Genomic DNA, 23,959 nt, shown 5'->3' on the forward strand with positions numbered 1-23,959 from the left:
ATGACGCGACGTCAGGAACCCGTCGCGGTGGTCGGGATGGCGGTGCTGCTGCCCGGTGCCCGCGACCTCGACACCTACTGGCGCAACCTGCGCGACGGCGTCGACGCGATCCGCGACGTCCCCGCGGACCGGTGGGACGCCGCCCACTACCGGCCCGGCTCGGCCGCCGGGCCCGCCGTCGCCGGCGAGGTGTACTGCCGGCGCGGCGGCTTCGTGGACGGCCTGGCCGAGGTGGACGTCACCCGGTACGGCATCATGCCCGCCTCGGTGCCCGGCACCGAGCCCGACCAGCTGATCGCCCTCGACGTGGCCGCCGCCGCGATCGCCGACGCGGGCGGCGAGGACCGGCTCCCCGCCCGGGACAGGATCGGCGTGGCCCTGGGGCGCGGCGGATACCTCACCCCGGGCCTCGCCCGTCTGGACCAACGGGTCCGTACGGCCGGGCAACTCACCCGCACCCTGGGCGAGTTGTTACCGGAGCTCTCCGCCGCCCAGGTGGAGCGGATCCGCACGGCGTTCACGGAACGACTCGGCCCCGACAGCCCGGAGGCCGCGATCGGGCTGGTCCCCAATCTCGCCGCCTCCCGCATCGCCAACCGCCTCGACCTGCGTGGCCCCGCCTACACCGTGGACGCGGCCTGCGCCTCCTCCCTGGTCGCCGTGGACCACGCGGTCACCGAACTCGGCACCGGCCGCTGCGACCTGATGCTGGCGGGGGGAGTGCACCACTGCCACGACATCACCCTCTGGAGCGTCTTCGCCCAGCTGCGCGCGCTGTCCCCGAGCCAGCGGATCCGCCCCTTCCACCGCGACGCCGACGGCATCCTGATCGGTGAGGGCACCGGCGTCGTCGTACTGAAGCGGCTCGCGGACGCCGAACGCGACGGCGACCGCGTGTACGCGGTGATCCGTGGTACGGGCGTGGCCAGCGACGGCCGTACGGCCGGGCTCGTCTCACCCGACCCGGGCGGCCAGGCCAGAGCCGTGCGGCAGGCCTGGCGGGCCGCCGGACTCGACCCCGCCGCACCCGACGCCCTCGGCCTGCTGGAGGCGCACGGCACCGCCACCCCCGCCGGCGACGCGGCGGAACTCGCCACGCTGGCCGAGGTGTTCGGACCCCCCTCGGCCCGTGAGGGCGACGGTGGGCGCCCGGTCATCGGCTCGGTGAAGTCGATGATCGGCCACACCATGCCGGCCGCCGGGGTCGCCGGCCTGGTCAAGGCCGCCCTCGCCCTCCACCACGGCACCCTCCTGCCCACCCTGCACTGCGACGCCCCCCGCCCCGCGCTCGCCGCCACCCGCTTCCGCCCCCTGGACCGGGCTCGGCCCTGGGAGACCGACGCCCGGCAGCCGGCCCGCCGAGCCGCCGTGAACGCCTTCGGCTTCGGCGGAATCAACGCCCATGTGGTGCTGGAGGAGGCACGGGGGGAGACGAGGGGCACAGGCCGCACGGGGCTGTCGGGGGGGTTGGTTGCGGTGGGGGCGGTGTCGGCTGGTTCGGGGTCGGTGGGGATGGTGCCTGCGGGTTCGGTTTCGGCGGGGGCGGGGCCTGGAGGTTCGGTTTCGGCGGGGGCCACTTGTTCTCGTCCGGGGACCGCGGAGGCGGCGCCCGTCGTGCGCGCCGCGGCCGGTGCCGCCCAGGTCGCCGAGCCCGAGCGGATCCTGTTGCTCGCCGCCGACAGCGTCGCGGATCTCGCCGACCTGCTCGGCGCCGACGACTCGGCCGTCCTCGGCGCCGGTCTGGCCCCGGCCCGGCCGCACCCCGACGCCGGCCCCGTCCGGCTCGGGGTCGTCGCCCCGACCGCCAGACGGCTCGCCCTGGCCCGGCGCGCGGTCGCCAAGGGCCGTGCCTGGCAGGGCCGTAGCGACGTCTGGTTCCGGCCGGGACCGCTGCTGGGGCGGGCCGGCGGCCGGCTCGCGTTCGTCTTCCCCGGCCTGGAAGGCGACTTCGCGCCCCGCACCGACGACATCGCCGCCCACTTCGGCCTCACCCCACCGCCCGGCACGGACGTCCGGGTCGGCGACGTCGGGCGGCACGGCTTCGGGGTCGTCGGTGTGGGCCGCCTGCTGGACCAGGCCCTGCGCCTCATGGGTGTCGTACCGGACGCGGTCGCCGGGCACAGCGTCGGCGAGTGGACGGCCATGGCGGCGGCCGGGCTCTACTCCGCCGACCAGGTGGACGCGTTCATGGGCGAGTTCGACCCGGACGCGGTCACTGTTCCCGGTCTCGCCTTCGCCGCCCTGGGCGCCTCCGCCGCACAGGTCCGCGGCGCGCTCGCCGAGTCCTGGACGGACTCGGGGATCGTGCTCTCCCACGACAACGCGCCCCGCCAGTCCATGGTCTGCGGGCCCGGGACGGCGGTCGAGGACTTCGTGCGGTCCCTGCGCGCGCAGGGGGTGATCTGCCAGGTGCTGCCCTTCCGCTCCGGGTTCCACACACCGATGCTGGAGCCGTACCTCGCCCCCATCAAGGAGGCCGCCGACCGCTTCCGGCTGCACCCGCCGACCGTGCCGGTGTGGTCCGGGACGACTGCCGCGCCCTTCCCGCAGGCGGAAGCGGAGGTGCGCGCGCTGTTCGTACGGCACCTGGTGGAACCCGTCCGCTTCCGCGAGCTGACCGACGCCCTCCACGCCGCCGGGCACCGCGTCTTCGTCCAGGCGGGCCCCGGCCGCCTCACCTCCCTGATCGACGACACCCTCGGCGACCGCGACCACCTGGCCGTCGCCGCCAACACATCCGAACGCAGCGGCATGTCCCAACTGCGCCGTGTCGCAACGGCGTTGTGGGCGGCCGGTGCGCCCGTGGCACCGGCGATGCCACCGCGCCCCGCGAGGGCGTCCGCCGTGCGGCCCGTACCGCCGCTCCATCCGGAAGCGTCCGTGCCGACGACGGCCCCGCCCGTCCCTGCGGAAGCGTCCGCCCCGTCGGCGTTGCCGGCCCGTACCGCAGCGCCTCGGACGGCACACCGCCGCCCGGCCGTCCGGCTCGGCCTCGGAAGCGCCCTGGTCTCGTTGGAGGGACCAGTACTCGACACACTCCGCGCGGAACTGCGGGCACGGCCGCTCACCGCGCCTGCTCCGACCCCGTCTGACACGCACCCCATGACCCCAAGCCCCACGAGTGATCCCGGCCTCGGGGAACTCGACGGCCTCGCCGCGCGCCACCCGGCCGCCGCCGAGCTGGTCGCTCTGCTGCGGGACACCGCGGACACGGCGGCGCAGCTGATCAGCGCAGCCCGCCGCACGCCCTCCGGCGTCGCCCCGGCGCACGCCGGCCCTTCCCCCCTCGGCCCGAGCCGCGCCACCCCCGCGCCCACCCCGACCACGACCACCGTCCACGTGTCCCCGGACGCCATGCCCCACCTCCTGGACCACTGCTTCTTCCCGCAACGCCCCGGCTGGCCGGACGTCGAGGACCGTTGGCCGGTGGTCCCCGCCACCACGATCGTGCGGCACATGATGGACGCCGCGGAGGCGGCGGTCCCCGGCCTGCGGGCGATCGCCGTGCACGAGGCCCGTTTCGACCGCTGGCTCACCGCCACACCCCCCGTCGACGTACCGGTCACCGTCACCCCGTCCCCGGAACCCCCCGACCGTGCGACCGTAACCCCGTTCCCGGGCTCCCCGCACCGCGCCACCGCCACCCCTTCCCCAGGCGCCCCGGACGGCGCGCCCTCCGGCCACCCGCACCCCGCGACCGCCACCCCCTCCCCAAGCCACACGAACAGCAGCACCGCCACCCCAGCCCCGGGCCCCCCGAACAGCACCACCGCCACCCCAACTCCCGCCCCTCCCCACCGAGTCACCGTCGCCTTCGGTCCCACGGCGCGAGCCGTCGTCGAGCTCGCCGGCGACCATCCCGCACCGCCCGCACCCAGCCCCCTGCCGGCCGCCCCCGAGCGCCGCCCGGAGCACACCGCGGCCCAGATCTACCGGGAGCGGTGGATGTTCCACGGTCCCGGATTCCAGGGCCTCACCGACCTCACCGCGGTCGGTGAGCGGCACGTCCGCGGAGTGATCACCGCGCCCTCCGCCCCCGGTGCCCTGCTCGACAACGTGGGCCAGCTCCTCGGGTACTGGATCATGGCGACCCACACCGAGCGGACCGTCGTCTTCCCCGTGCGGATGCGGCACATGCGGTTCCACGGACCGCACCCGGCACCCGGCACCGAGGTCGGCTGCGTGCTGCGGATCACCTCCCTCACGGACACCGTCCTGGAGGCCGACGCGGAGCTCACCGTCGGTGGCCGGGTGTGGGCCGTGATCAGCGGCTGGCAGGACCGTCGCTTCGACAACGACCCGAGCACCCGGCCCGTTGAACGCTTCCCCGAGCGCCACACCCTGTCCGCAGCCATGCCCGGCGGCTGGGCTCTCGTGCACGAACGCTGGCCGGACCTCGCCTCACGCGAGCTGATCATGCGCAACACGCTCGGCGGCGGCGAACGGGCCGAGTACGCCGCGCGGCCCCCGCGCGGCCGCCGGCAGTGGCTGCTCGGCCGCATCGCGGTCAAGGACGCCGTACGGCAGTGGCTCTGGCGGCACGGCGAAGGCCCCGTCTTCCCGGCGGAACTGCGCGTGCACAACGACGAGTTGGGCCGCCCGTACGTCACCGGTGTGCACGGCCGCGCCCTGCCCCCGCTGGACGTCTCGCTCGCCCACCGAGCCGAGGCGGGCGTGGCGATCGTCCGGCCGCACAGCCCGCTGCCCGGTCCCGGCATCGACATCGAAGAGGTCACCGAGCGCGATCCGGCGACCCTCGCCACCGCGCTCGGCCCGGCCGAACTGCGCCTGCTTCGCGCCCGCTCGGGGGACGGCCCCGCCCCGGCGGCGGTGTGGTTCACCCGCTTCTGGGCCGCCAAGGAGGCCGTCGCCAAGGCCGAGGGCGTCGGATTCGGCGGCCGGCCACGGGACTTCGCGGTGCTGGAGACCTCCCCGGACGGCGACCGGCTCCTGGTGTCCGGGCGCCTGGAACGCCTCTACACCGTGCACTGCGCGTCCGTGGCCAATCCGCCCGCCCTGCCGCACCGCGCCTACGTGGTGGCCTGGACGCCCGGCCCCGGAGCCGACGACGGACCAACCGACGAAACCCCCCACCAGGCAGCCGAGGAGCATCCCCGATGAACCCCACCCAACCGGCCCCGATGAACCCCACCCAACCGGCCCCGACGAACCCCGCCCACCCGGCCCCGCCGCAGCCCACCACCGACGCCGTGCTCGCCGACGTCACCGGCATGCTCCGCACCGTGCTGGCCGAGCACGGAGACGACGACGTGGTGATCGGCCTGTCCACCACCTTCAACCGCGACCTGGAACTGGAGAGCATCGACCTCGTCACCCTGGCCGGCCTGCTGGAGGAGCGGTACGGGCAGCGCGTCAACCTCGCCGAGTTCCTGGCCGGCATGGAGTTCGACGAGATCATCGAGCTGACCGTGGGCCGTCTCGTGGAGTACGTGGTGTGGAGCCTGAAGACCACGCAGGCGGGCTGAGCGGTGGCGATGGTCGACGCAGGCGGCATCCGGCTGCACGTCCAGCGCATGGCCCCCGCCGGCGACGTCATCCCGCGCGCCACCGTCGTCCTGGTACACGGCCTGCTCACCGACAGCCTCGCCAGCTACTACTTCACCGTCGCGCCGGCCTTCGCCGCGGCCGGACTCGACGTCGTCATGTACGACCTGCGCGGGCACGGCCGCAGCGAGCGCCCGTCGCGGGGCTACACCCTCGACCACAACATCGACGACCTGGAGGCCCTGCTCGACCGGCTGGCCGTCACCGGCCCCGTCCACCTGGTCGGCAACTCCTACGGCGGCACCATCGCCTTCGGCTTCGCCGCCCGGCACCCCGAGCGCGCGGCCGGCCTGACGCTGATCGAGTCCGAGCCCGCGACGGCGGCGTGGGCGGCGAAGCTCGGCCGCATCCTCGACCGGGTCATGACCGAACTCGCGCACAACGAGCCCGACGCCCTCGCCTGGATCACCGCCCACCGGGGCCACAACACCGCCCGGCTGGCCAGGGGCGCGGCCCGGCTCGCCCGCGAGACCACCCTCGGCCGGGACATTCCCGCCAGCCGCGTCCTGACCGAGGACGCCATCAGGGCCGTACGCTGCCCGGTCCTCGGGGTGTACGGCGGCGAGTCGGACCTCGCCGATCTGGTGCCCCTGATGCGGGCGCTGCTGACGGACTACCGGGCGGTCGTCCTGCCGGGGCACGAGCACTCGGTGCTGGTGGAGGCGCCCTCGGCCGTCGGCGGACACATCCTGGATCTGATCCGCGCCGGGGCGGGTGTCGGATGAGCACCTTCCTCTTCGTCGTGCCGCCGCTGACCGGCCACGTCAACCCGGCCGTGGGTGTGGCCGCCCGGCTCGCCGGGCGCGGGCACCGGGTGGCCTGGGTGTGCCCCGACCCGGCGCTGGTGCGGCGGCTCGCCGGGGCGGACACCGAGGTGTTCGGGTGCGCGGGCCCCGTGCCGGGCGCCGGGGGCGTCGTACGACCGCCGGACCTGCGGGGTGCGGAGGCACTGAGGTTCCTGTGGGAGGGGTACCTGCTGCCGCTCGCCGACGCCATGGCACCCGGTGTCCGCGCGGCGGCCGGGACGCTCCGCCCGGACGTGGTCGTGGCCGACCAACAGGCCTTCGCCGGCGCCCTGGTGGCGGAACGCCTGGGGCTGCCGTGGGCCACCTCGGCCACCACCTCGGTGGAGTTCACCGGCGCCTACGACGGCCTCCCGAAGGTCGCCGAGTGGCTGCGGCACCGCCTCGCGGAACTGCGCGCCCGCATCGGCGACCGGTCCGGCACCGCCGATCCACGGTCATCGCCGCATCTCCTGCTGATCTTCAGCACCCCCGAACTCATCGGACCCCAGGCACCCTTGGCGCCCCACATCCACTACGTCGGCCCCTCACTCGCCGGCCGCCCGGCGGGTCCCGGCTTCCCATGGGAACGACTGTGCCACGCCCGGGCCAAGGTCCTGGTGACCCTGGGCACGGCGAACGCCGACGCGAGCGGCCGGTTCCTCGCCGAATGCCTCACCGCGTTGCGGCAACGCGCCGATCGCGTCCAGGCGGTGATCGCCGACCCGGGCGGCGTCCTCGCCGTGCCGCCCGACGACAAGGACGCCCTCGTCCTCGCTGCCGTGCCCCAACTCCCGCTGCTGTCACGGATGGACGCCGTCGTCTGCCACGCGGGACACAACACCGTGTGCGAGGCACTGTGGCACGGCGTCCCGCTCGTCGTCGCGCCGATCCGTGACGATCAGCCCGTGGTGGCCGGGCAGGTCGTGGACGCCGGCGCCGGCGTCCGCCTCCGCTTCGGCCGGGTCCGCGCGGACCGGCTGGGCGCGGCGCTCGACACCGTCCTCACCGACCCCGCCCACCGGGCCGCCGCCGCCCGGATCCGCGCCGCGTTCCGCGCGGCGGGCGGCGCCCAGGCCGCGGCGGCCCACCTCGAGCGACTCGCAGCGGAGGCCCGATGAGCGACCACGACGACAGGAAATCCCGGATCACCGCCCTGCGCCCCGCCTACCGGAAGGACCTGGCCGCGGGAACCGGCCGCTTCTTCGCAGCCCGGCGCGAGACGTGCCCCTGGTGCGGTTCGGACCGGCTCGCCACCCGCCTGCGCACCACCGACCTGCTCCAGCACAAACCCGGCCGCTTCACCCTCGACCAGTGCGCCGACTGCAGCCATACCTTCCAGAACCCCCAACTGAACGAGGAGGGCTTGGAGTTCTACTACCGGGACTTCTACGACGGCCTCGGTGAGCAGCGCATGAGCGGCACCTTCGGCGGCCGTGGCGCCATGTACCGGGGCCGCGCCGAGGCGATGCTGCCGTACGACCCCGCCCCGAAGACCTGGCTGGACGTCGGTACCGGCCACGGCCACTTCTGCGGGAGCGCCCGCACCGTCCTGCCCGGCACCTCCTTCGACGGGCTCGACTTCACCGACGGCGTCGAACTCGCCGCCCGCGAGGGCCGAGTGGACCACGCCTACCGCGGCGCCTTCCCGGACCTCGCCCCCGAACTCGCGGCCCGCTACGACGTGGTGAGCATGTTCCACTACCTGGAGCACAGCACCGACCCCGACCGTGAACTGCGAGCCGCCCACGAGGCCGTACGCCCCGGCGGTCACCTCCTCATCGAGGTGCCGGACCCCGAGAGCCGTTACGCCCGGTTGCTCGGCCGCTGGTGGCTGCCCTGGCTGCAGCCGCAACACCTGCACCTCCTGCCCGTGGCGGGCCTGAGGCGGCGGCTGACCGAGCTGGGCTTCACGGTGGTCGCCGAGCAGCACGCCGAGGCGCACGACCCGGTCGACCTGCTCGCCGCCGTCTGGCTGGCCCTGGACCACACCGCCCCGCGCGAGGACGCCCCCTGGCTGCCCGAGCCACCCGGCGCCCTGCGCCGTGCCGCGCGCGCCACCCTGCTCCTTGCCGGGGTGCCCGCGCTCCTCACCGCGACGCTCCTCGACCGTTTCGCGATACGCGCGCTGTCCCACCGCCTCGGCCTGTCCAACGCCTACCGCCTGGTGGCCCGCCGGAACTGACCATGGCACCGGTGCCTCGAAGGGCAGCTCGTGAACGGCCGAGTCGGCGGGTGCGTGGGAAAGCCGGGTTCACAGCACCTTCGCGCGGATCAGCGCCGACAACAGCAGGGAGCCCGGCAGCAGCGGCACCCAGTCGGTCAGCACCCGGTACCCGATGACCGCCGCGGCGGCCGGTGCAGGCGGGGAACCGAAGGCGACCAGCGTCCACACCAGCGCCGCGTCCACCGCGAGCCCGCCCGGCGCCGGGACCGCCCCGACCGCCGTGCCCGCCGCGAGGTAGGCGAGCACCACGTGCGCCCAGGGCAGCTCCAGTCCGAGCGCGGCACCGACACAGGCGAGGGCGGTGCCCTGCACCAGCGGCATCGCGACCGCCCCGCCCCACAGGGCGGCCACCCGGGAGGGCCGGGCGTGCACCTCCCGCGCGTCGGCGAGGGCGGAGCGCAGCAGCCCGGTCATCGGCCGCCGGAGCGGCCGTACGACCGTCACCAGCACCACCGCCACCGCGACGGCCGCGCCCACGACGCAGAGGCCCGGCACCACCATCCGTCCGTCCGGAACCAGCTCACCGAGGCGCCGCCGGGCCGGTGACGCCACCAGGAACACCACCAGCACCACGGTCTTCGCGCCGGACTTCGCCAGCGAGTACAGCCCGATCGACGCGGTGGCCCGGGCGGGCGGCACCCCGCGGCCCCGCAGGAAGCGCAGGGTGACGGCATGGGCGCCGAGCCCGCCCGGCAGCACGTGGTTCGCGGCGCCGGCCGCGAACTGCGAGGCCAGCAGCAGCCCCGGCGGCACCCGGTCGGGCAGGGCGCCCTGCCGGACGCACGAGGCCGCCACACAGTTCAGGCCGGTGAAGCCGGCCCCGGCCAGCAGCCACCACGGGTCGGCCGCCACGAGCCGCCGGACGCCCTCGTACATCACAGGGCGGTTGGCGACGGCCCAGCCGGCGGCCAGCAGCAGGGGGGCCACGCACAGGACCAGCCGTACGGGCGTGGCCGCCAGGAGGGACGGGGGCCGGGCGGCGGCCTGCGGCCCGGCGGACGGCGGGTCAGCGGACCCGGCGGGCGGGGGAGCCGCCGTCCGGGAGCACGGCGGAGAGGAGAGCGAGGGTGACGGGGACGGGGACAGTGAGGACACGGGGACGTCGTCCTTCCGCAGCGGGTCCCGCGGCGGGGACCTGGGGGAGGCGGGTCGGGCGAAACCGCGGGGAGCCTTCCCCACCCGTGTGACGCCGGGATGTCCGAAAACCGAAGGGGTGAGGGCGGGACGGTGCCGCCGGGCGAGCGCGCGCGGGCCGCCGTTCACCGCCGACCAGGTAGCCTTCCCTTGGGGCGCGCTTTACATACGGCACCCCGGAAGACAGGGACGGCGACAGGGGAGGAACCGGCGGTGCACGTCCAGGAATGGCTCGACACGGTGCCCGCGGCCGCCGTCTACGCCGTGGTGGCCCTGGTGATCGGTCTGGAGAGCCTGGGCATCCCGCTGCCGGGCGAGATCGTCCTGGTCTCCGCGGCGCTGATGTCCTCCCAGCACTCCGGCATCAATCCGGTCGTCCTCGGCGCCTGTGCGACCGCCGGCGCCGTGATCGGCGACTCCATCGGCTACGCGATCGGCCGCCAGGGCGGCCGCCCGCTGCTGGCCTGGCTCGGCAGGAAGTTCCCGGGACACTTCAGCGGTGGCCACGTGGCCACCGCCGAGCGGTCCTTCGAGAAGTGGGGCATGTGGGCCGTCTTCTTCGGCCGTTTCATCGCCCTCCTGCGCATTTTCGCGGGCCCGCTCGCGGGTGTCCTCCACATGCCGTACTGGAAGTTCCTGATCGCCAACGTCCTCGGCGGCATCTGCTGGGCGGGCGGCACGACGGCCGCCGTCTACTACGTCGGCGTGGTCGCCGAGGGCTGGCTCAAGAAGTTTTCCTACGTCGGCCTGGCGGCGGCGGTGGTGCTCGGCCTCGCCACCATGCTGATCATCAAGCGCAAGGCGAAGAAGGCCCAGCCGGCGGAACGAGAGGCAGAGCCCGTGAACGCCGGCGAGTGACCTCGCCGAACCGGCCTACTCGTGCACCCCGCGATGCGCCTTCGCCAAGTCCGCGTACATCGTGCCGTTCAGGGTGACCCCCTGCCGCTCCTCCTCGCTGAGCTCCCGCCTCACCTTCGCCGGCACCCCGGCCACGAGCGACCCCGGCGGCACCACCATCCCCTGCGGCACCAGAGCCTGAGCCGCGACCAGCGACCCCGCCCCGATCACGGCCCCGTTCAGCACGGTCGCCCCCATCCCGATGAGGCAGTCGTCCCCCACGGTCGCCCCGTGCACAACCGCGTTGTGCCCGATGGACACCCGTTCGCCCACGCTCACGGGAAAACCGGGGTCCGCGTGCAGGGTGACGTTGTCCTGCACATTCGCCTGCGCACCCACGGTGATCTTCTCGACGTCCCCGCGGACCACAGCGCCGTACCAGACGCTGGCGCCCGCGTGCAGTGTGACGTCCCCGATCACGGAAGCCGTCGGCGCCACGAACGCCTCCTGGTCGACCCGGGGCTCCTTGCCCCCGATGCCCACGATCAGCGCCTGCTGCGTCATCACCGTCTCCTCGCATCCGTAAGTACCCCGCACGGTACGACACGGCGTGGGGCAAAGATCACAGCAGCCCACCCTCTCGCCGAAGGCAACCGCTGAGTAACGTGACCCCGTGCCGAAGCGCAAGAACACGTTCTCATCCTGGAGGCAGGGCCTCGCCCAGCGGGCCGTACACGCGGCCTGGGCCTGGGCCCAGCGCACCGGCTCCGTCACCGCCGACCATCCCGGCCGTCTGAACTTCGGCTCGATCGGCGAAGCCACCCGGCTCGCCTTCCCGCTCGGCACCGTCTTCGGCGAACCCTGGATCCACCTCGGCTCGCACTGCATCATCGCCGAGCAGGTCACCCTGACCGCCGGCCTGATGCCGGACCTGGACCTCGGTCCGGACCCGATCCTGCGCATCGGCGACGGGGTGGTCCTCGGCCGCGGCAGCCACGTCATCGCGGACACCACGGTCACCATCGGCAGCGACTGCTACTTCGGCCCGTACGTCTACGTCACCTCCACCAACCACTCCTACGACGACCCGCACGAGCCCATCGGCCGGCAGTGGCCGCGCATGGAGCCCGTGGAGATCGGCCCGGGCTGCTGGATCGGCACCGGCGCGGTGATCCTGCCGGGCGCGCGGATCGGCCGGAACGTGGTCGTCGCGGCCGGTGCCGTGGTCCGCGGCCGGGTGCCCGATCACGCCGTGGTGGCCGGGGCACCGGCCCGGGTCGTCCGCCGCTGGACCCCCGAGGACGGCTGGCAGCCCCCACTCAGAACCCCGGCGCCGGTGCCGATCCCGGACGGGATGACACCGGAGCAACTGCGCGCGCTTGCGGAGCTGGACGAGGACGACGTGGCCCGCCTCGCGGAGCTGGAGCCCGAAGGCTGATTCGGCCGGGAGTTGAGGCCGGCCCAGCCGCAACTGGAGACCGGAGGCCGGCTTGGCCGCGCCTTGAAACCGGAGGCCGGCTCAGCCGGTTGCCAGGAGTAGCGTGCCGAGGAGGGCCAGGCCCGCGCCGGCCGCCTGGATCGCGCGCAGCCGCTCGCTGAGGAAGCCGCGGGCCGCCAGCGCGGTCACCACCGGGTAGAGCGAGGCGAGGACGGCCGCCACGGTGACGGGGCCGTGCTGGGCGGCGATCGCGTAGGTGCCGTTGGCGGCCACGTCGGCGAGTCCGACGAAGGCCAGCGCGGGCAGCGAGGCCCAGGGGAAGCCGCCCTCCGGCAGGGCCCGGCCGCCGCGCCGGACGGAGACGGCGAGCGCGGCCCCGCCGACCGCGACGTTCGTCAGCCGCTGCACGAACAGGGCGAGGAACAGGCCCGTGAGGGTGGTCGAGGCCTCCGTGATCAGGGCGAAGACCGTGCCGAATCCCAGTGCCGCGACCAGCGTGAGCAGGATCGTCCGCCGCTGTACGGGCGCGCCGCGCAGCTGAGGGCCGCCCGCGAGGACCACACCCGTGACGGCGACCGCGATGCCGGCGACCTGGAGCAGCCCGGGCCGCTCGCCGAGCACGAGGCCCACGCCGACCGGCACGGCCACACTCAGCGTCGCGAGCGGCGAGACGACCCCCATGGGCCCGAGTGCGAGGGCCTGGTAGAAGGAGAGCAGGGCCACCGGACCCACCAGCCCCGCTGCGCATGCGAACCACAGACGGGGCCCGGCCTCGCTCCACCCGCCGGTCGCCACGACGATCGCGCCCAGCACGGCCGCCGCGATGGCCTGCGAGACGACCACGACCGTCAGGGCGGGCGTACGCCGGGTCAGCAGTCCGCCGCCGAAGTCGGCCAGCCCCCACAGGAGGCTGGTGGTCAGGGCGAAGAATGCTGTCACGGCCGGCCTCGCAGTACAGTTCGGTGAACGATCAGGTGCACGCCACCGTAGTTCAGTCAAGTGAACTCCGTCATCCCATATATTTAACCTCCATCGATGGACGTGATGTGTCGGACCTCGACCTGCTGACCCAGTCCCTGGCGCGCAACGTCAAGCGCTGGCGCACCGAGCGCGGCTTCACCCTGGACGCGCTCGCCGCCCGCGCGGGAGTCAGCCGCGGCATGCTGATCCAGATCGAGCAGGCCCGGACGAACCCCAGCATCGGCACGGTCGTCAAGATCGGCGACGCCCTCGGCATCAGCATCACCACCCTGCTCGACTACGAACAGGGCCCCACCGTCCGCATCGTCCCCGCCGAGCAGGCCGTGCGCCTGTGGCACACCGACGCCGGCAGCTACAACCGCCTCCTCGCGGGCACGGAGGCCCCCGGCCCGCTGGAGATGTGGGACTGGCGGCTGATGCCCGGCGAGCAGAGCCCCTCCGAGCCGCATCCGGCGGGCACGGTGGAACTCGTCCACGTCACCGCCGGCGAACTGACCCTCACCGTGGACGGAGTCAAGCACCTGGTGCCGACCGGCGCGAGCGCCACGTTCGAGGCGAGCACGTCGCACACGTACGGCAACGAGGGCGACGTCCCGATGGAGATGGTGATGGCCGTCTCCGTGCCGCCCGTGCGCTGAACCGCCGTCCGTGCGCTGAACCGTGCCGCGGCGGGCTGTTAGCGTGCGGCCATGCGCGCACCCATCGGAGACTTCGAGACCGCCATCCCCGTCCCGGACTGCCGTCAGGAGCTGATCACCCCGGTCGCCGACGCCGTACGCCACTGGCGGGGCGCGGTCCCCGCCGACCGCATCCTCTATGTGGAGACCGACCCGCAGTGGGCGGACACCGCCGCCTTCGTGGAGCACTACGGCCGCGATCTGCTGGAACAGTCCGCGAACTGCGTGGTCGTCGCGGGCAAGCGGGGCGGCGAGAGCACCCTCGCCGCGTGCGTGGTGCTCTCCACCACCCGGGTCGACGTCAACGGCGTCGTCCGCCGCCAACTCGGCGCACGCAAGGCCTCGTTCGCCTCGATGGAGACGGCGATCGGCGAGACCGGCATGGAGTACGGCGGCATCACCCCGCTCGGACTGCCGGCGGGCTGGCCGGTGCTGATCGACTCGGCCGTGGCCGACCTGCCCTACGTGCTCGTCGGCAGCGGACGCCGGCGCGGCAAGCTGCTGGTGCCCGGCAAGGCCCTCGCGGAACTGCCGGGCGCGGTGGTGCTGGAGGGCCTCGGGGTCGCCTGAGGCCGGTGACTGGCGGATCTGTTCCACCGGCCCCGGCGAGAACCGGAGGTCAGGACCGGGCGGGAACGGCCCCGGCCGGAACGGATCTGCCGATCACACCGTCAGGTGGTGAGCCAGGGCGAGATGCGGGTCCGTCTCGCCCGGCACCGGCGCGGGGTCGGCGTGCACCAGGGCGGCCGTCAGCCTCGGTACGGCGTGCAGCAGGGCGTGTTCGGCCTCGACGGCGATCGCGTGCGCCTGCCGCAGCGTCGCCTCGCCGTCCACCACCACCGCGAGTTCGGCCCGCAGCCGGTGCCCGATCCACCGCAGCCGCAACTCACCCACCTCGCGCACGCCCGGCACCGCCCGCACCGCTCGCTCGGCCAGGTCCACCAGCGCCGGGTCGACGGCGTCCAGCATCCGCCGCACCACCTCGCGCGCCGCGTCCCGCAGCACCAGCACGATCGCGGCAGTGATCACCAGCCCGACGACCGGGTCGGCCAGGTGCAGGCCGAGGGCCGACCCCCCGGCGCCCACCAGCACGGCCAGCGAGGTGAAACCGTCGGTACGGGCATGCAGCCCGTCGGCGACGAGCGCGGCCGAACCGATCTCTCGGCCCACCCGGATCCGGTACCGCGCCACCCACTCGTTGCCCACGAACCCGACCAGCGCGGCCACCGCGACCGCCGGCAGATGCGTCACCGGGCGCGGATCGAGCAGCCGCCCCACGGCGGCCCACGCCGCGAAGGCCGCCGACGCGGCGATGGTCAGCACGATCACCAGCCCCGCGAGATCCTCCGCGCGCCCGTAGCCGTAGGTGAACCGCCGGCTCGCAGCCCGCCGGCCCAGGACGAAGGCGATCCCGAGGGGCACGGCGGTCAGGGCGTCGGCGGCGTTGTGCACGCTGTCCCCGAGCAGCGCCACCGACCCGGACACGGCCACCACGGCCGCCTGCGTCAGCGCGGTCGCCCCGAGGACTGCCAGCGAGACCCACAGCGCCCGCATCCCGCGCGCCGAGGCCTCCATGGCCGGGTCCAGCTTGTCGGCGGTGTCGTGGGAGTGCGGGGTGAGGAGGTGCACGAGACGGTGCCGCAGCCCGGAGCCGTGGGCGTGGCCGTCGTGGCGGTGTCCCTGCGTGTGGGCGTGCGTGTGCTCGCTGTGTCCGGGCGTGCCCCTCCCCGTCTCGTGCCCGTGCCGATGAGGGTGCCGGTCGTTCACGTGCGTCCCCTTCCGGTGTGCGGGAGTGGACGCGTGGCGCCCACGGGACCATTATGTGCGTATGAGCGCACGCATGCACCTGTCACCTGCACACCATGCGCACCCGCGTACCCCGGGCGAGGAGCAGTTCGCGCTCGCCGCCGAGCTGATGGCGCTGCTCGGCGACCGCACCCGCCTCACCCTGCTGCACGCCCTGGCGGCCGGCGAGGCCGACGTCACGACGCTCACCGAGGCGTGCGGCGCGGCCCGTCCCGCCGTCAGCCAGCACCTGGCCCGGCTGCGGCTCGCGGGCCTGGTGAAGACCCGCAAGGAGGGCCGCCGGGTGATCTACTCACTTCCGCACGGGCATCTGCGCCGCCTGGTGGAGGAGACCCTGAAGACGGCGGACCACCACCTCGCCGACCGGCACGCCGCACCTCAGTAGGCGACTGCCGTGCCGAGGTACTGCTCGGCGAAGGCCGCCGCCGCGGCCGGCGAGGTGAACAGCCGGCGCAGCCGGGCCAGCGTGGTGCCGGCGCGGAACGGGTCGTCCGACGCGACACCGTGGTAGATGTCCGAGAGCCACTGCGAGAACTCCTGGTAGTCCCACACCCGGCGCAGACACGCCGCCGAGTAGCCCTCCAGGCCGCCGCCGTCGCCCTTCGTGACGTATGCCGCGAGCGCGTCGCCGAGCAGGAAGGCGTCGTGCAGGGCGAGGTTCATGCCCTTCGCGGCGATGGGCGCGACCAGGTGACCGGCGTCGCCGGCCAGGAACAGCCGTCCGTGGGTGAGGGGTTCGACGACGTAGTGGTGCATGTCCAGGACGCGCTTCTCGATCAGCCGGCCTTCGGTGAGCGGTGGCGCACCAGCCGCGGCGAGCCGCTCGTGCAGCTCGCTCCAGACCCGGTCGTGCGACCAGTGCTCCGGGTCGTCGCCGGGCGGGCACTGCAGGTAGAAGCGGGTCACCTCGGGGCTGCGGGGCATCTGCCCGGCGAAACCGCGTGGGTGGACGCCGAACAGGACGCAGTCCGTGGACGGCGGCACCTCCGCGAGCAGCGCCAGCCAGCCGATGCCGTCGTCCCGCCGGGCGATCCGTCTGGCCTGCGCGGGTATCGCGTCCTGTGTCACCCCGCGCGCCCCGTCGCAGCCCGCGACGAAGTCGCAGCGCAGCAGCCGCCGTTCACCCGTCTCCGGGCACCGGTACGACACCGCCGGCCGGTCGGAGTCCAGGTCGTGCAGCCGTACGTCACGTACCCCGAAGCGGATGTCGCCGCCGCGTGCGTCGGCGTACTCCCGCACGAGGTCCGTCACGAGCAGCGGCTGCGGGTAGACGTAGTGGTGGCTGTTCGTCAGGTCGGCGTAGGGGAAGCGGTAGCGCTCGCCGCCGAAGCGGAACTCGCAGGAGTTGTGCGCTTCGGCCAGCTCGGGCAGCCGTCCGGTCAGTCCGCGCCGCCCGAGTTCGCGCACCTCCCACTCCTCGATGACACCGGCCCGGGGCCGCGTCTCGATGAACTGCCGGCTCTCGGTCTCCAGGACGACACAGTCGACGGAGGCGGCCCGCAGGATGTTGCCGATGGTGAGCCCGGCGGGCCCGGCGCCCACGACGACGACCGTACGGCGTTCGTCGGGCGCGGAGTTGAGGTGGGGGGACGGGAAGATCACCCCCGCATTATGACGGTGTCCCGTCAGCCGGGGGTCGGCTGACGGGACACCGTCACGGGGTGCGGGGTGGTCAGTGCGCCGGAGCGTCGGTGACCACGACCTCCTCGATGTCGCGCTCGATCTGCTCGGGCTTGGAGGCGGTCGCCTTGGCCCAGTAGTAGATGCCGAGCGAGAACACCGCGACGACCAGGATGTCCCACCACAGCGGCAGGTCACCGTTACCGCCGAAGGTGCTCAGGTAGGAGATCACGCCGATGCCCAGGAGGTAGGGCGGCAGCCACTGCGCGGCCTTGAAGTCCAGGCGCGGCGCGTTGGGCAGGTTCTTGCGGATCGCGTACCAGGCGTAGGAGCCGAGCAGCACGTAGCCGATGAGGATCGCGAAGCCCAGGCGCCACAGGGTGTCCCAGCCGGACCAGAAGATGATCAGGTTGGCGACCACGAAGGACAGCGGCGAGATGATCTTGCCGGCGGGCAGCCTGTACGGACGCTCGTGGTTCGGCAGCCGGTCGGCGAAGACGCCGTAGGCCAGCGGGGCGCCCGCGTACATCAGCACGCTCGCCGAGGTGATGAAGCTGACCAGGGTCTGCCAGCTCGGGAACGGCAGGAAGCAGATCACACCGGTGACGAACGAGATCGCCAGACCGAACCACGGCACGCCGCGGGTATCCGTCTTGGCGAACACCTTCGGGGCGTAGCCGTTCTTCGCCAGACCGTAGGAGATACGGGACGTGGCGGTGGTGTAGATCAGGCCGGTGCCGCCGGGGGAGATGATCGCGTCGGCGTACAGGACCCAGGCCAGCCAGCCCAGGCCGACCAGCGAGGCGAGACCCGCCCACGGGCCGCTGATGCCGGCGTAGGCCAGGTTCGCCCAGCCCTTCGCGAAGGAGGCGTGCGGCAGGGCGCCGATGAACACGACCTGGAGCAGGACGTAGATCACGGCACCGATGGCGACCGAACCGAGCGTCGCGCGGGGCAGGTCACGCTTCGGGTTGCGGCTCTCGCCGGCCAGCTGGATCGCCTGCTCGAAGCCGAGCAGGGCGAAGATGATGCCGCTGGAGCTGATCGCGGTGAGGACACCCTTGGCGCCCATCGGCGCGAAGCCCTCGGAGGTGAAGTTGGCCGGGTGGAAGTTGCCGATGGCGATGATGAAGATCGCCGCGAGCGGGACCGCGATCTTCCACCAGGTGGCGGCGCTGTTGGTGTGCGCCAGCACACGGACGCCCAGGAAGTTGACCGCGACGAACACGGCCATGAGGAGCACCGCGACGACGATGCCGCTGGTGGTGAGCGTGCCGTTGGCGTTCTGCAGGCCGTCGGCGAAGTGCCAGTGCTTGGCATAGCCGATCATGGCCTCGACCTCGATCGGGGCCACCGTCGCGGCCTGCAGCCAGGAGAACCAGCCGAACGACATGCCGGCCAGGCCGCCGAAGGCGTAGTGCGGGTAGCGCGCGGTGCCGCCCGCCACGGGGAACATGCCGCCGAGTTCGGCGTGCACGAGGGCGAGCAGCACGATGGCCACCGCGCCGATCACCCACGAGATGATCGCGGCGGGGCCGGCCACCGTGACCGCTTTCTCGGCACCGAAGAGCCAACCGGAGCCGATGATGGAGCCCACCGAGGCCCACATCAGACCGATGAGTCCGACGTCGCGGCGCAGACCACCGGTATCGCTTGTGGCTACCGGTGCAGCCTGGTCGACATTCGCCATGTCAAGTGGCCTCTCAGATCGTAAACGCAGGATTAATGAGCAAGGAGGCCACAGGCTAGGGATGCTTTCCAAGTGAGCAAAAGACTGTTAACCAAATTTTGACCCGGGATCTTAGGTGTCTTGGGCGCACGCTCAGTCACAGCCTTGTCACAGGTCAGACGCCTATGCGAATGTCAATATTCAGCGGAGAATTGTAAGTAGAAGGAGAGATTCGCTAGCGCAGACGGGGAATTTCGATGGCCGGGCAGCGGTCCATGACCATGTCCAGGCCGGCCGACCGGGTCCGCGCGTAGGCGGCCGGGTCCATGACGCCGAGCTGGAACCACACCGCCCGCGCGCCCTTGACCACGGCTTCGTCCGCCACCGCGCCGGCCAGCCCGCTGTTCACGAAGACGTCGACCACGTCCACGTCGAAGGGGATGTCCGCGAGCGAGGCGTACCCCCGCTCGCCGTGCACCGTCTCGGCCCTCGGGTGCACCGGCACGATCCGCTTGCCGAACCGCTGCAGCACCTGCGCCACCCCGTACGCGGCCCGGCCGCGGTTGGCGGACAGGCCGACCACCGCCCAGGTGTCGCCCGACTCGGTCAGGATCCTGCGGATCGTCGCGTCGTCGCCGTACACGGTGCCTCCTCGGGCCACGGGGAACTCTTCGCCTTGGCAACAGCACCCCGGCGGTCCGGATTCCCGTCCCTCGGCCGCCACCATGTCCGGAATCGGCGCAAGGTGCCTGCGCGGGACCGCCCGCCCGCCTACGCTCGCCCCGTGCTGCGCATCCTCGACGCCCGAACCGGTGAGCCCGTTCCCGCCGCGCCCGCCCGCCGCGGTCTGACCCGCATCGAGGCCTACGCCTCCGGTCTCGACCCGACCGCCCTGCGCGTGCTGCTCACCGCCGACCTTCTCGTTCGCGCCCTGGAACTTTCCGGCACCCCCGTCTGGACGATCCTGACCGCCCCCCACCGCCACGCCGAGCTCCGCACAGCGGCGGCCACCCTGTCCGTCCGCCCCTTCGAGGACGGCCGTGACCTGGCATCGGGACTGGGAGAGGCCCAGGCGATCCACGTGACGTCCGAGCCCACGGACGTCCTGGGCGCCGGTCCGGTGATGCGGGTGGCACCCGTGGAGTGGAGGCCGGGTCCGCCCGACGGCCCGGCACCGGATACGCCCCAGCTCACCGAGCCTCCCGCGCACCCGGCGCTCCCCGCCCTGCTCGCCGCCCCCGACGCCCTCCGCCTGGCCCTGCTGTCCGTGCCGCGCGGCGAACCCGTCCGGCTGGACGCCGCGGTGCTGGGCGAGGCCGCCGGGCGGCTGGCCGGGTGGCGGCGGGCCGTGGCCGGGTGGGCGCGGCAGCCGTCGAGACCGGTACCCGACGAGGTGCGGGCCCGGCTGCGCTCCGCGTGGGAGGACGATCTCGACCTGCCGGCGGTGCTGGACGTCCTGAGCTCCGTGGCCGGTGCCGCGGACCTGCCCGACGGAGCCCGCTTCGAGACGTACGCCTACGCCGACCGCCTGCTGGCCCTCGACCTCGCCCGTGACCTCGGGAGCCTCGCGTGATCGCGCGGGCGGGCGCGGGCCCGCTGCGCCGGCTGGTGGTGCTGCGGCATGCCAAGTCCGCCTGGCCCGAGGGCGTCGAGGACCACCGCAGGCCGCTCGCGCCGCGCGGCCTGCGTGACGCCCCGGCCGCCGGACGGGCCCTCGCCGACGCCGACTGCCTCCCCGACCTCGCCCTGTGCTCCACGGCCGTACGCGCCCGTCGCACCTGGGAACTGGCCTCCGCCGAGTGGGGCACTCCGCCGCCGGTGCGCTACGACCGGCGGCTGTACGCGGCCGGCGTACCCGAGCTGCTGGAGGCGGTCCGCGAGGCGCCGCCCGAGGTGGAGACCCTGCTGCTCGTCGGGCACAACCCCGGTCTGGAGGACCTGGTCCTGGAACTGGCCGGGGACGGCCTCGACGACACCCTGGACCGGCTGCGGACCAAGTTCCCGACCTCCGCGATCGCCGTCCTGTCCTGGCACGGCACCGGCTGGCCGGCCCTCGGCCCCGGTGTGGCCCTCCTGACGGCGCTCACCGTGCCCCGCGGACGAAAGGGCTAGCACCCGAAGGGGCGCGGGTGAACCGCGCGACCGGCCACGACCTACCCGCGGACGACCGGCACCCCGGCCGTGCACCTCCCGTCCCGGCCCTCCCGGCGGAGCGCATACGCTGGCGGGATGCAGGACGAGTACCGCACGGCAGCCCGCACGGGCGTGCACGAGATCGAGATCAACCGCTCCCGCTTCCTGTGCGCCCTCGCCCCGGCCGCCACCGAGCAGGAGGCACAGGACTTCATCGCCTCCGTGCGCAAGGAGCACGCCGACGCCACCCACAACTGCTGGGCGTACGTCATCGGTGCCGACGCCTCCGTGCAGAAGGCCAGCGACGACGGCGAACCGGGCGGCACCGCCGGCGTGCCCATGCTCCAGATGCTGCTGCGCCGTGAGATGCGCTACGTCGTCGCGGTCGTCACCCGCTACTACGGAGGCGTCAAGCTCGGCGCCGGCGGACTCATCCGCGCCTACGGCGGTGCCGTCGGCGAGGCCCTCGACACCCTCGGCACGCTCACCCGGCGCCGCTTCCGGCTGGCCACGGTGACCGTCGACCACCAGCGCGCGGGCAAGGTGCAGAACGACCTGCGCGCCACGGGCCGCGAGGTGCGCGACGTCAGCTACGGCGAGGCCGTGACGATCGAGATCGGCCTGCCCGACGCCGATGTGGCCGCCTTCCGCGCCTGGCTGGCGGATGTGACGGCGGGCACGGCGCGGTTCGAACTCGGTGGTGAGGCGTACGGTGACGCGTGAGTCAGGACGGTGACGGCTCCGGGGTCAGACGCTCCTCGCCGATCTGCCTGCCCGACTCGTAAATCGTCACGACACCGCCATGGATGACATAGCGGTACACGCCGTTGCGGGCCTCGTAACCGTCGCCCGTCGCCTTCGCCTCCATGGCGATCCCCTGCTCCCGTCCGTCGCTGAACTCGCCGTAGTAGTACAGCGATCCGGCGGTCGTACGGCACAGGGTGATCTGCTTGTTCTTCGTGCGGAACGCCTGGACCAGCTCGGCGCCGTCCCCGTCGGGCAGCTCGGCGGCGATCCGGTCCGGGCAGGTCGGCGCGACGCTGGTGCCGCTCGAGCCGTCGGACCGCGCCGAGCTGTCGCAGCCCCGGGCCACCAGACCGAACAGGAAGAGCACGACGAAGACCCCGATGCAGCCGCTCAGACAGCCTCCGGTGCCGGACTTCCTGGCGGGCGGGGTGTACGGCGCTCTGGGCGGCGGGGTGCGGACGGGACGCGGGGGCGGGGCGCTCGGAACATGCGGCGAGGTCGGCCGGTAGCCGGTGGTGTCGGACGTGGGGAAGAAGACGCCTGTCTCGGTGCGCGGCCGGTACGCGCCGGACGAGGTGCCCCCCCGCCCGCCCGCCGTACCGGACGTGCCCGCACGCGGCGTCCGCGGTGCGCTTGGGGGCGTGGTGGGGGAGGAGGCGGTGCTGCGCGGCGTGGACCGGGGCGTCGAGGACGACGGGGGCGTGCTCCGGGGCGTGGACGTCCTGGGTGGTGCCTTGCGGGGCGTTGGTCTCTTGGCGGCCGGATCCCCGGGCGCCGGCGGCTTCGGGGTGGTCTTCCTCGCAGCCTTCCAGGCCGTGCCGCACGCGATGCACGACAGGTCCGTGCGCGCGTTGTTCGTGTCGCACGCGGCGCAGCGCCAGGGGCCAGGCGGGCGTCCGGCACCCCCGGGGCGTTTCGCGGCGGGGCGCGCGGCGCCCCCGCCGGAGCCCGGCTTCTTCGCTGCCGGCTTCGCGCCCGGTTCCGGCCGTGGCTTCGCGGCCGGCTTCGGCCCGGACCCGCGGGGGAGCGGCGCGGTGTCACGCCGGGTCCCGCCACAGGTCGTACAGGACGTATCCGCGGGTGCGTTGAACGTGTCGCAGTCCCCGCAACGCCAGTTGGCCGATGCCGCCACGTCGTGCCGCCCTCCTTCTCGTGTCCGTACGGGCGCGCGGTCAGCCCGTGTCGCTGTCGACCCGGGCCGTCACCGCGGCGAACAACTCCTCCGACGCGGCGGAGGCGGGCGCGATCAGCCACTCCGCGGTGTCGAGCGGCACTCGCTTCAGCTCGGGCTCCTCGGCGGTGTCCGGCGCGTGTTCCGGGATGCCGAAGCGCCGCCGCAGCAGCTCGGTGTAGTCCTCCGCCTCCTTCTGCCGGTCCGCGGGGACGTCCACCCGGACCACCAGGAGCCCGGGCGTCGGCCCCTCGGGGAAGCGCAGATGGAAGACCCACTGGGACAGCCCGTCCGAGCCCTGCGGCAGCAACCGCAGCTGCGAGCAGTGCCGCACGAGCGACCTGACCCGGCCGTAGCGGTGCCACTGGAACGTCAGGTAGCCCGATTCGTCGCAGTCCAGCTCGAAATCGGGCCAGTCCAGCTTCACAGGCTGTTCGCGATCGTCTCGATGATCTCGTCCATCTCGAACTCCTCCAGGCCCTGTCCGGCCTTGGACGCGAAGTGCAGCGTGAGGTCCCACTCCTCGGCGATCGGATCGGACCACGGCGCCTGGTCCGGCGCGAACAGCACCAGACGCTTCGCCGACTGTTCCATCACCGCGGTCTGGCTGCGCGCGTACCCCCACTGCTCGAACAGCTCGTCCAGGCTGCGCGGGATCCCTGCCGGGTACCCCTGCACCGAGGCGTGCTTGCCCAGTGCGTGCGCCGGGGCGTCGGTGAACATCACGATGACGTGACGCCTGCGGTCGAGCCCCTGCTCCCAGGGCGAGTTGACGGCCAGTGCGAGTGCCTCCAGCCCCGACTCGGGAATGTCGCCTCCGCCGGAGGCGTCGATGCCGCGCACGAACTCCTCGAAGTCCCTGGCCTGTTCGGGCAGGTGCAGGAACCCGGTCTGCTGGACGGCGTTCGAGGCGTCGTCGCCGAAGTCGCGGAAGGCGATGACCTTCAGCCGCAGCTGGCTGATCGCCTTGCCCTTCTTCGCCATCACGTCGTTGAGCCGGTCGTGGAACTGCAGGGCGCTCGACTTCACCGTGTCGAGAACGGGGAACATGCTGCCCGTCGCGTCGATGCACAGCACGATGTCGACGGCGTACTGCAGATTCCCCTGGTACTGCTCGACGTTGCTCATATGGAGTCTCCTGGGTGGTACGGGCGGGTGCGTCGGTCGCCGGT

The 23,959-nt window shown here is 73.5% G+C and carries 23 protein-coding genes; 13 read left to right on the forward strand and 10 right to left on the reverse strand.

What is annotated here, in order from left to right; all coding sequences use genetic code 11:
* From ACZ7HQ_RS15245 to ACZ7HQ_RS15265, 5 genes are all read left to right on the forward strand, one after another.
* Positions 1-5,121 (forward strand): type I polyketide synthase, encoded by a 5,121-nt coding sequence (locus ACZ7HQ_RS15245; RefSeq protein WP_470989248.1) that lies wholly within the window; start codon positions 1-3, stop codon positions 5,119-5,121.
* A gap of 110 nt (positions 5,122-5,231) precedes the next feature.
* Entirely contained in the window at positions 5,232-5,486 is a 255-nt protein-coding gene (locus ACZ7HQ_RS15250) for an acyl carrier protein (protein WP_470990667.1), read from the forward strand.
* A 9-nt stretch (positions 5,487-5,495) separates the two neighbouring features.
* On the forward strand, positions 5,496-6,290 hold the full coding sequence (locus ACZ7HQ_RS15255; protein ID WP_470989251.1) for an alpha/beta fold hydrolase: 795 nt from the start codon (positions 5,496-5,498) through the stop codon (positions 6,288-6,290).
* On the forward strand, positions 6,287-7,468 hold the full coding sequence (locus ACZ7HQ_RS15260) for a glycosyltransferase (protein WP_470989255.1): 1,182 nt from the start codon (positions 6,287-6,289) through the stop codon (positions 7,466-7,468). The genes ACZ7HQ_RS15255 and ACZ7HQ_RS15260 overlap by 4 nt, the downstream gene beginning before the upstream one ends.
* Positions 7,465-8,532: a class I SAM-dependent methyltransferase gene (locus ACZ7HQ_RS15265; protein ID WP_470989258.1), complete on the forward strand. Its 1,068-nt coding sequence runs from the start codon at positions 7,465-7,467 to the stop codon at positions 8,530-8,532. The genes ACZ7HQ_RS15260 and ACZ7HQ_RS15265 overlap by 4 nt, the downstream gene beginning before the upstream one ends.
* A 69-nt stretch (positions 8,533-8,601) precedes the next feature.
* Here the strand turns inward: ACZ7HQ_RS15265 and ACZ7HQ_RS15270 are convergent, their stop codons facing one another.
* Positions 8,602-9,669 carry a lysylphosphatidylglycerol synthase transmembrane domain-containing protein gene (locus ACZ7HQ_RS15270; RefSeq protein WP_470989261.1) on the reverse strand — a complete coding sequence of 356 codons (1,068 nt, stop codon included), beginning with the start codon at positions 9,667-9,669 and terminating at the stop codon, positions 8,602-8,604.
* 252 nt (positions 9,670-9,921) lie between these two features.
* Here ACZ7HQ_RS15270 and ACZ7HQ_RS15275 point away from each other — a divergent pair, with 252 nt between their 5' ends.
* Complete coding sequence (locus ACZ7HQ_RS15275; protein ID WP_470989264.1) at positions 9,922-10,566, forward strand: DedA family protein; 645 nt, start codon at positions 9,922-9,924, stop codon at positions 10,564-10,566.
* A gap of 15 nt (positions 10,567-10,581) precedes the next feature.
* Here ACZ7HQ_RS15275 and ACZ7HQ_RS15280 read toward each other — a convergent pair whose 3' ends face one another.
* Positions 10,582-11,109: a gamma carbonic anhydrase family protein gene (locus ACZ7HQ_RS15280; protein ID WP_470989266.1), complete on the reverse strand. Its 528-nt coding sequence runs from the start codon at positions 11,107-11,109 to the stop codon at positions 10,582-10,584.
* Positions 11,110-11,218: 109 nt separating this feature from the next.
* On the opposite strand from ACZ7HQ_RS15280, the gene ACZ7HQ_RS15285 reads away from it, so the two are divergent.
* Positions 11,219-11,983, forward strand: a complete 765-nt coding sequence (locus ACZ7HQ_RS15285; protein ID WP_470989269.1) for an acyltransferase — start codon at positions 11,219-11,221, stop codon at positions 11,981-11,983.
* An 81-nt stretch (positions 11,984-12,064) separates the two neighbouring features.
* Here ACZ7HQ_RS15285 and ACZ7HQ_RS15290 read toward each other — a convergent pair whose 3' ends face one another.
* Positions 12,065-12,922, reverse strand: coding sequence for an EamA family transporter (locus ACZ7HQ_RS15290; RefSeq protein ID WP_470989272.1), 858 nt, complete (start codon positions 12,920-12,922; stop codon positions 12,065-12,067).
* A gap of 107 nt (positions 12,923-13,029) precedes the next feature.
* Between ACZ7HQ_RS15290 and ACZ7HQ_RS15295 the strand changes: the two genes are divergently transcribed.
* Both ACZ7HQ_RS15295 and ACZ7HQ_RS15300 read left to right on the forward strand, forming a co-directional pair.
* Positions 13,030-13,602, forward strand: a complete 573-nt coding sequence (locus ACZ7HQ_RS15295; RefSeq protein WP_351621424.1) for a helix-turn-helix domain-containing protein — start codon at positions 13,030-13,032, stop codon at positions 13,600-13,602.
* 51 nt (positions 13,603-13,653) lie between these two features.
* Positions 13,654-14,211, forward strand: coding sequence for a YbaK/EbsC family protein (locus ACZ7HQ_RS15300; RefSeq protein ID WP_470989274.1), 558 nt, complete (start codon positions 13,654-13,656; stop codon positions 14,209-14,211).
* A gap of 93 nt (positions 14,212-14,304) precedes the next feature.
* Here ACZ7HQ_RS15300 and ACZ7HQ_RS15305 read toward each other — a convergent pair whose 3' ends face one another.
* On the reverse strand, positions 14,305-15,408 hold the full coding sequence (locus tag ACZ7HQ_RS15305; protein ID WP_470989277.1) for a cation diffusion facilitator family transporter: 1,104 nt from the start codon (positions 15,406-15,408) through the stop codon (positions 14,305-14,307).
* Positions 15,409-15,469: 61 nt separating this feature from the next.
* On the opposite strand from ACZ7HQ_RS15305, the gene ACZ7HQ_RS15310 reads away from it, so the two are divergent.
* Entirely contained in the window at positions 15,470-15,832 is a 363-nt protein-coding gene (locus ACZ7HQ_RS15310; protein WP_470989280.1) for an ArsR/SmtB family transcription factor, read from the forward strand.
* Here ACZ7HQ_RS15310 and ACZ7HQ_RS15315 read toward each other — a convergent pair.
* The 3 genes from ACZ7HQ_RS15315 to ACZ7HQ_RS15325 all read right to left on the reverse strand — a co-directional run bounded on the left by ACZ7HQ_RS15315 (position 15,826) and on the right by ACZ7HQ_RS15325 (position 19,379).
* Positions 15,826-17,049: a 4-hydroxybenzoate 3-monooxygenase gene (locus tag ACZ7HQ_RS15315; protein WP_470989282.1), complete on the reverse strand. Its 1,224-nt coding sequence runs from the start codon at positions 17,047-17,049 to the stop codon at positions 15,826-15,828. The two genes, ACZ7HQ_RS15310 and ACZ7HQ_RS15315, sit on opposite strands and share 7 nt — an antisense overlap.
* A gap of 70 nt (positions 17,050-17,119) precedes the next feature.
* Positions 17,120-18,757 (reverse strand): APC family permease, encoded by a 1,638-nt coding sequence (locus ACZ7HQ_RS15320; RefSeq protein WP_470989285.1) that lies wholly within the window; start codon positions 18,755-18,757, stop codon positions 17,120-17,122.
* Positions 18,758-18,971: 214 nt separating this feature from the next.
* A complete protein-coding gene (locus ACZ7HQ_RS15325) occupies positions 18,972-19,379 on the reverse strand; it encodes a CoA-binding protein (protein WP_470989288.1) in 408 nt (135 codons plus the stop codon).
* Between the two features lie 141 nt (positions 19,380-19,520).
* On the opposite strand from ACZ7HQ_RS15325, the gene ACZ7HQ_RS15330 reads away from it, so the two are divergent.
* The 3 genes from ACZ7HQ_RS15330 to ACZ7HQ_RS15340 all read left to right on the forward strand — a co-directional run bounded on the left by ACZ7HQ_RS15330 (position 19,521) and on the right by ACZ7HQ_RS15340 (position 21,592).
* Positions 19,521-20,309 carry a hypothetical protein gene (locus ACZ7HQ_RS15330; RefSeq protein ID WP_470989290.1) on the forward strand — a complete coding sequence of 263 codons (789 nt, stop codon included), beginning with the start codon at positions 19,521-19,523 and terminating at the stop codon, positions 20,307-20,309.
* Positions 20,306-20,848, forward strand: coding sequence for a SixA phosphatase family protein (locus ACZ7HQ_RS15335; RefSeq protein WP_470989293.1), 543 nt, complete (start codon positions 20,306-20,308; stop codon positions 20,846-20,848). Before ACZ7HQ_RS15330 ends, ACZ7HQ_RS15335 begins: the two co-directional genes overlap by 4 nt.
* A gap of 117 nt (positions 20,849-20,965) precedes the next feature.
* Positions 20,966-21,592 carry a YigZ family protein gene (locus tag ACZ7HQ_RS15340; protein ID WP_470989296.1) on the forward strand — a complete coding sequence of 209 codons (627 nt, stop codon included), beginning with the start codon at positions 20,966-20,968 and terminating at the stop codon, positions 21,590-21,592.
* 1 nt (position 21,593) lies between these two features.
* Here ACZ7HQ_RS15340 and ACZ7HQ_RS15345 read toward each other — a convergent pair whose 3' ends face one another.
* The 3 genes from ACZ7HQ_RS15345 to ACZ7HQ_RS15355 form a co-directional block, all read right to left on the reverse strand.
* Entirely contained in the window at positions 21,594-21,983 is a 390-nt protein-coding gene (locus ACZ7HQ_RS15345) for a hypothetical protein (RefSeq protein WP_470989298.1), read from the reverse strand.
* A gap of 805 nt (positions 21,984-22,788) precedes the next feature.
* Positions 22,789-23,214 (reverse strand): hypothetical protein, encoded by a 426-nt coding sequence (locus ACZ7HQ_RS15350; RefSeq protein ID WP_470989301.1) that lies wholly within the window; start codon positions 23,212-23,214, stop codon positions 22,789-22,791.
* On the reverse strand, positions 23,211-23,915 hold the full coding sequence (locus tag ACZ7HQ_RS15355) for a vWA domain-containing protein (RefSeq protein WP_470989304.1): 705 nt from the start codon (positions 23,913-23,915) through the stop codon (positions 23,211-23,213). Before ACZ7HQ_RS15355 ends, ACZ7HQ_RS15350 begins: the two co-directional genes overlap by 4 nt.
* Positions 23,916-23,959: the final 44 nt, after the last annotated feature.

The sequence above is a fragment of the Streptomyces sp. NPDC037290 genome, from assembly GCF_055603245.1.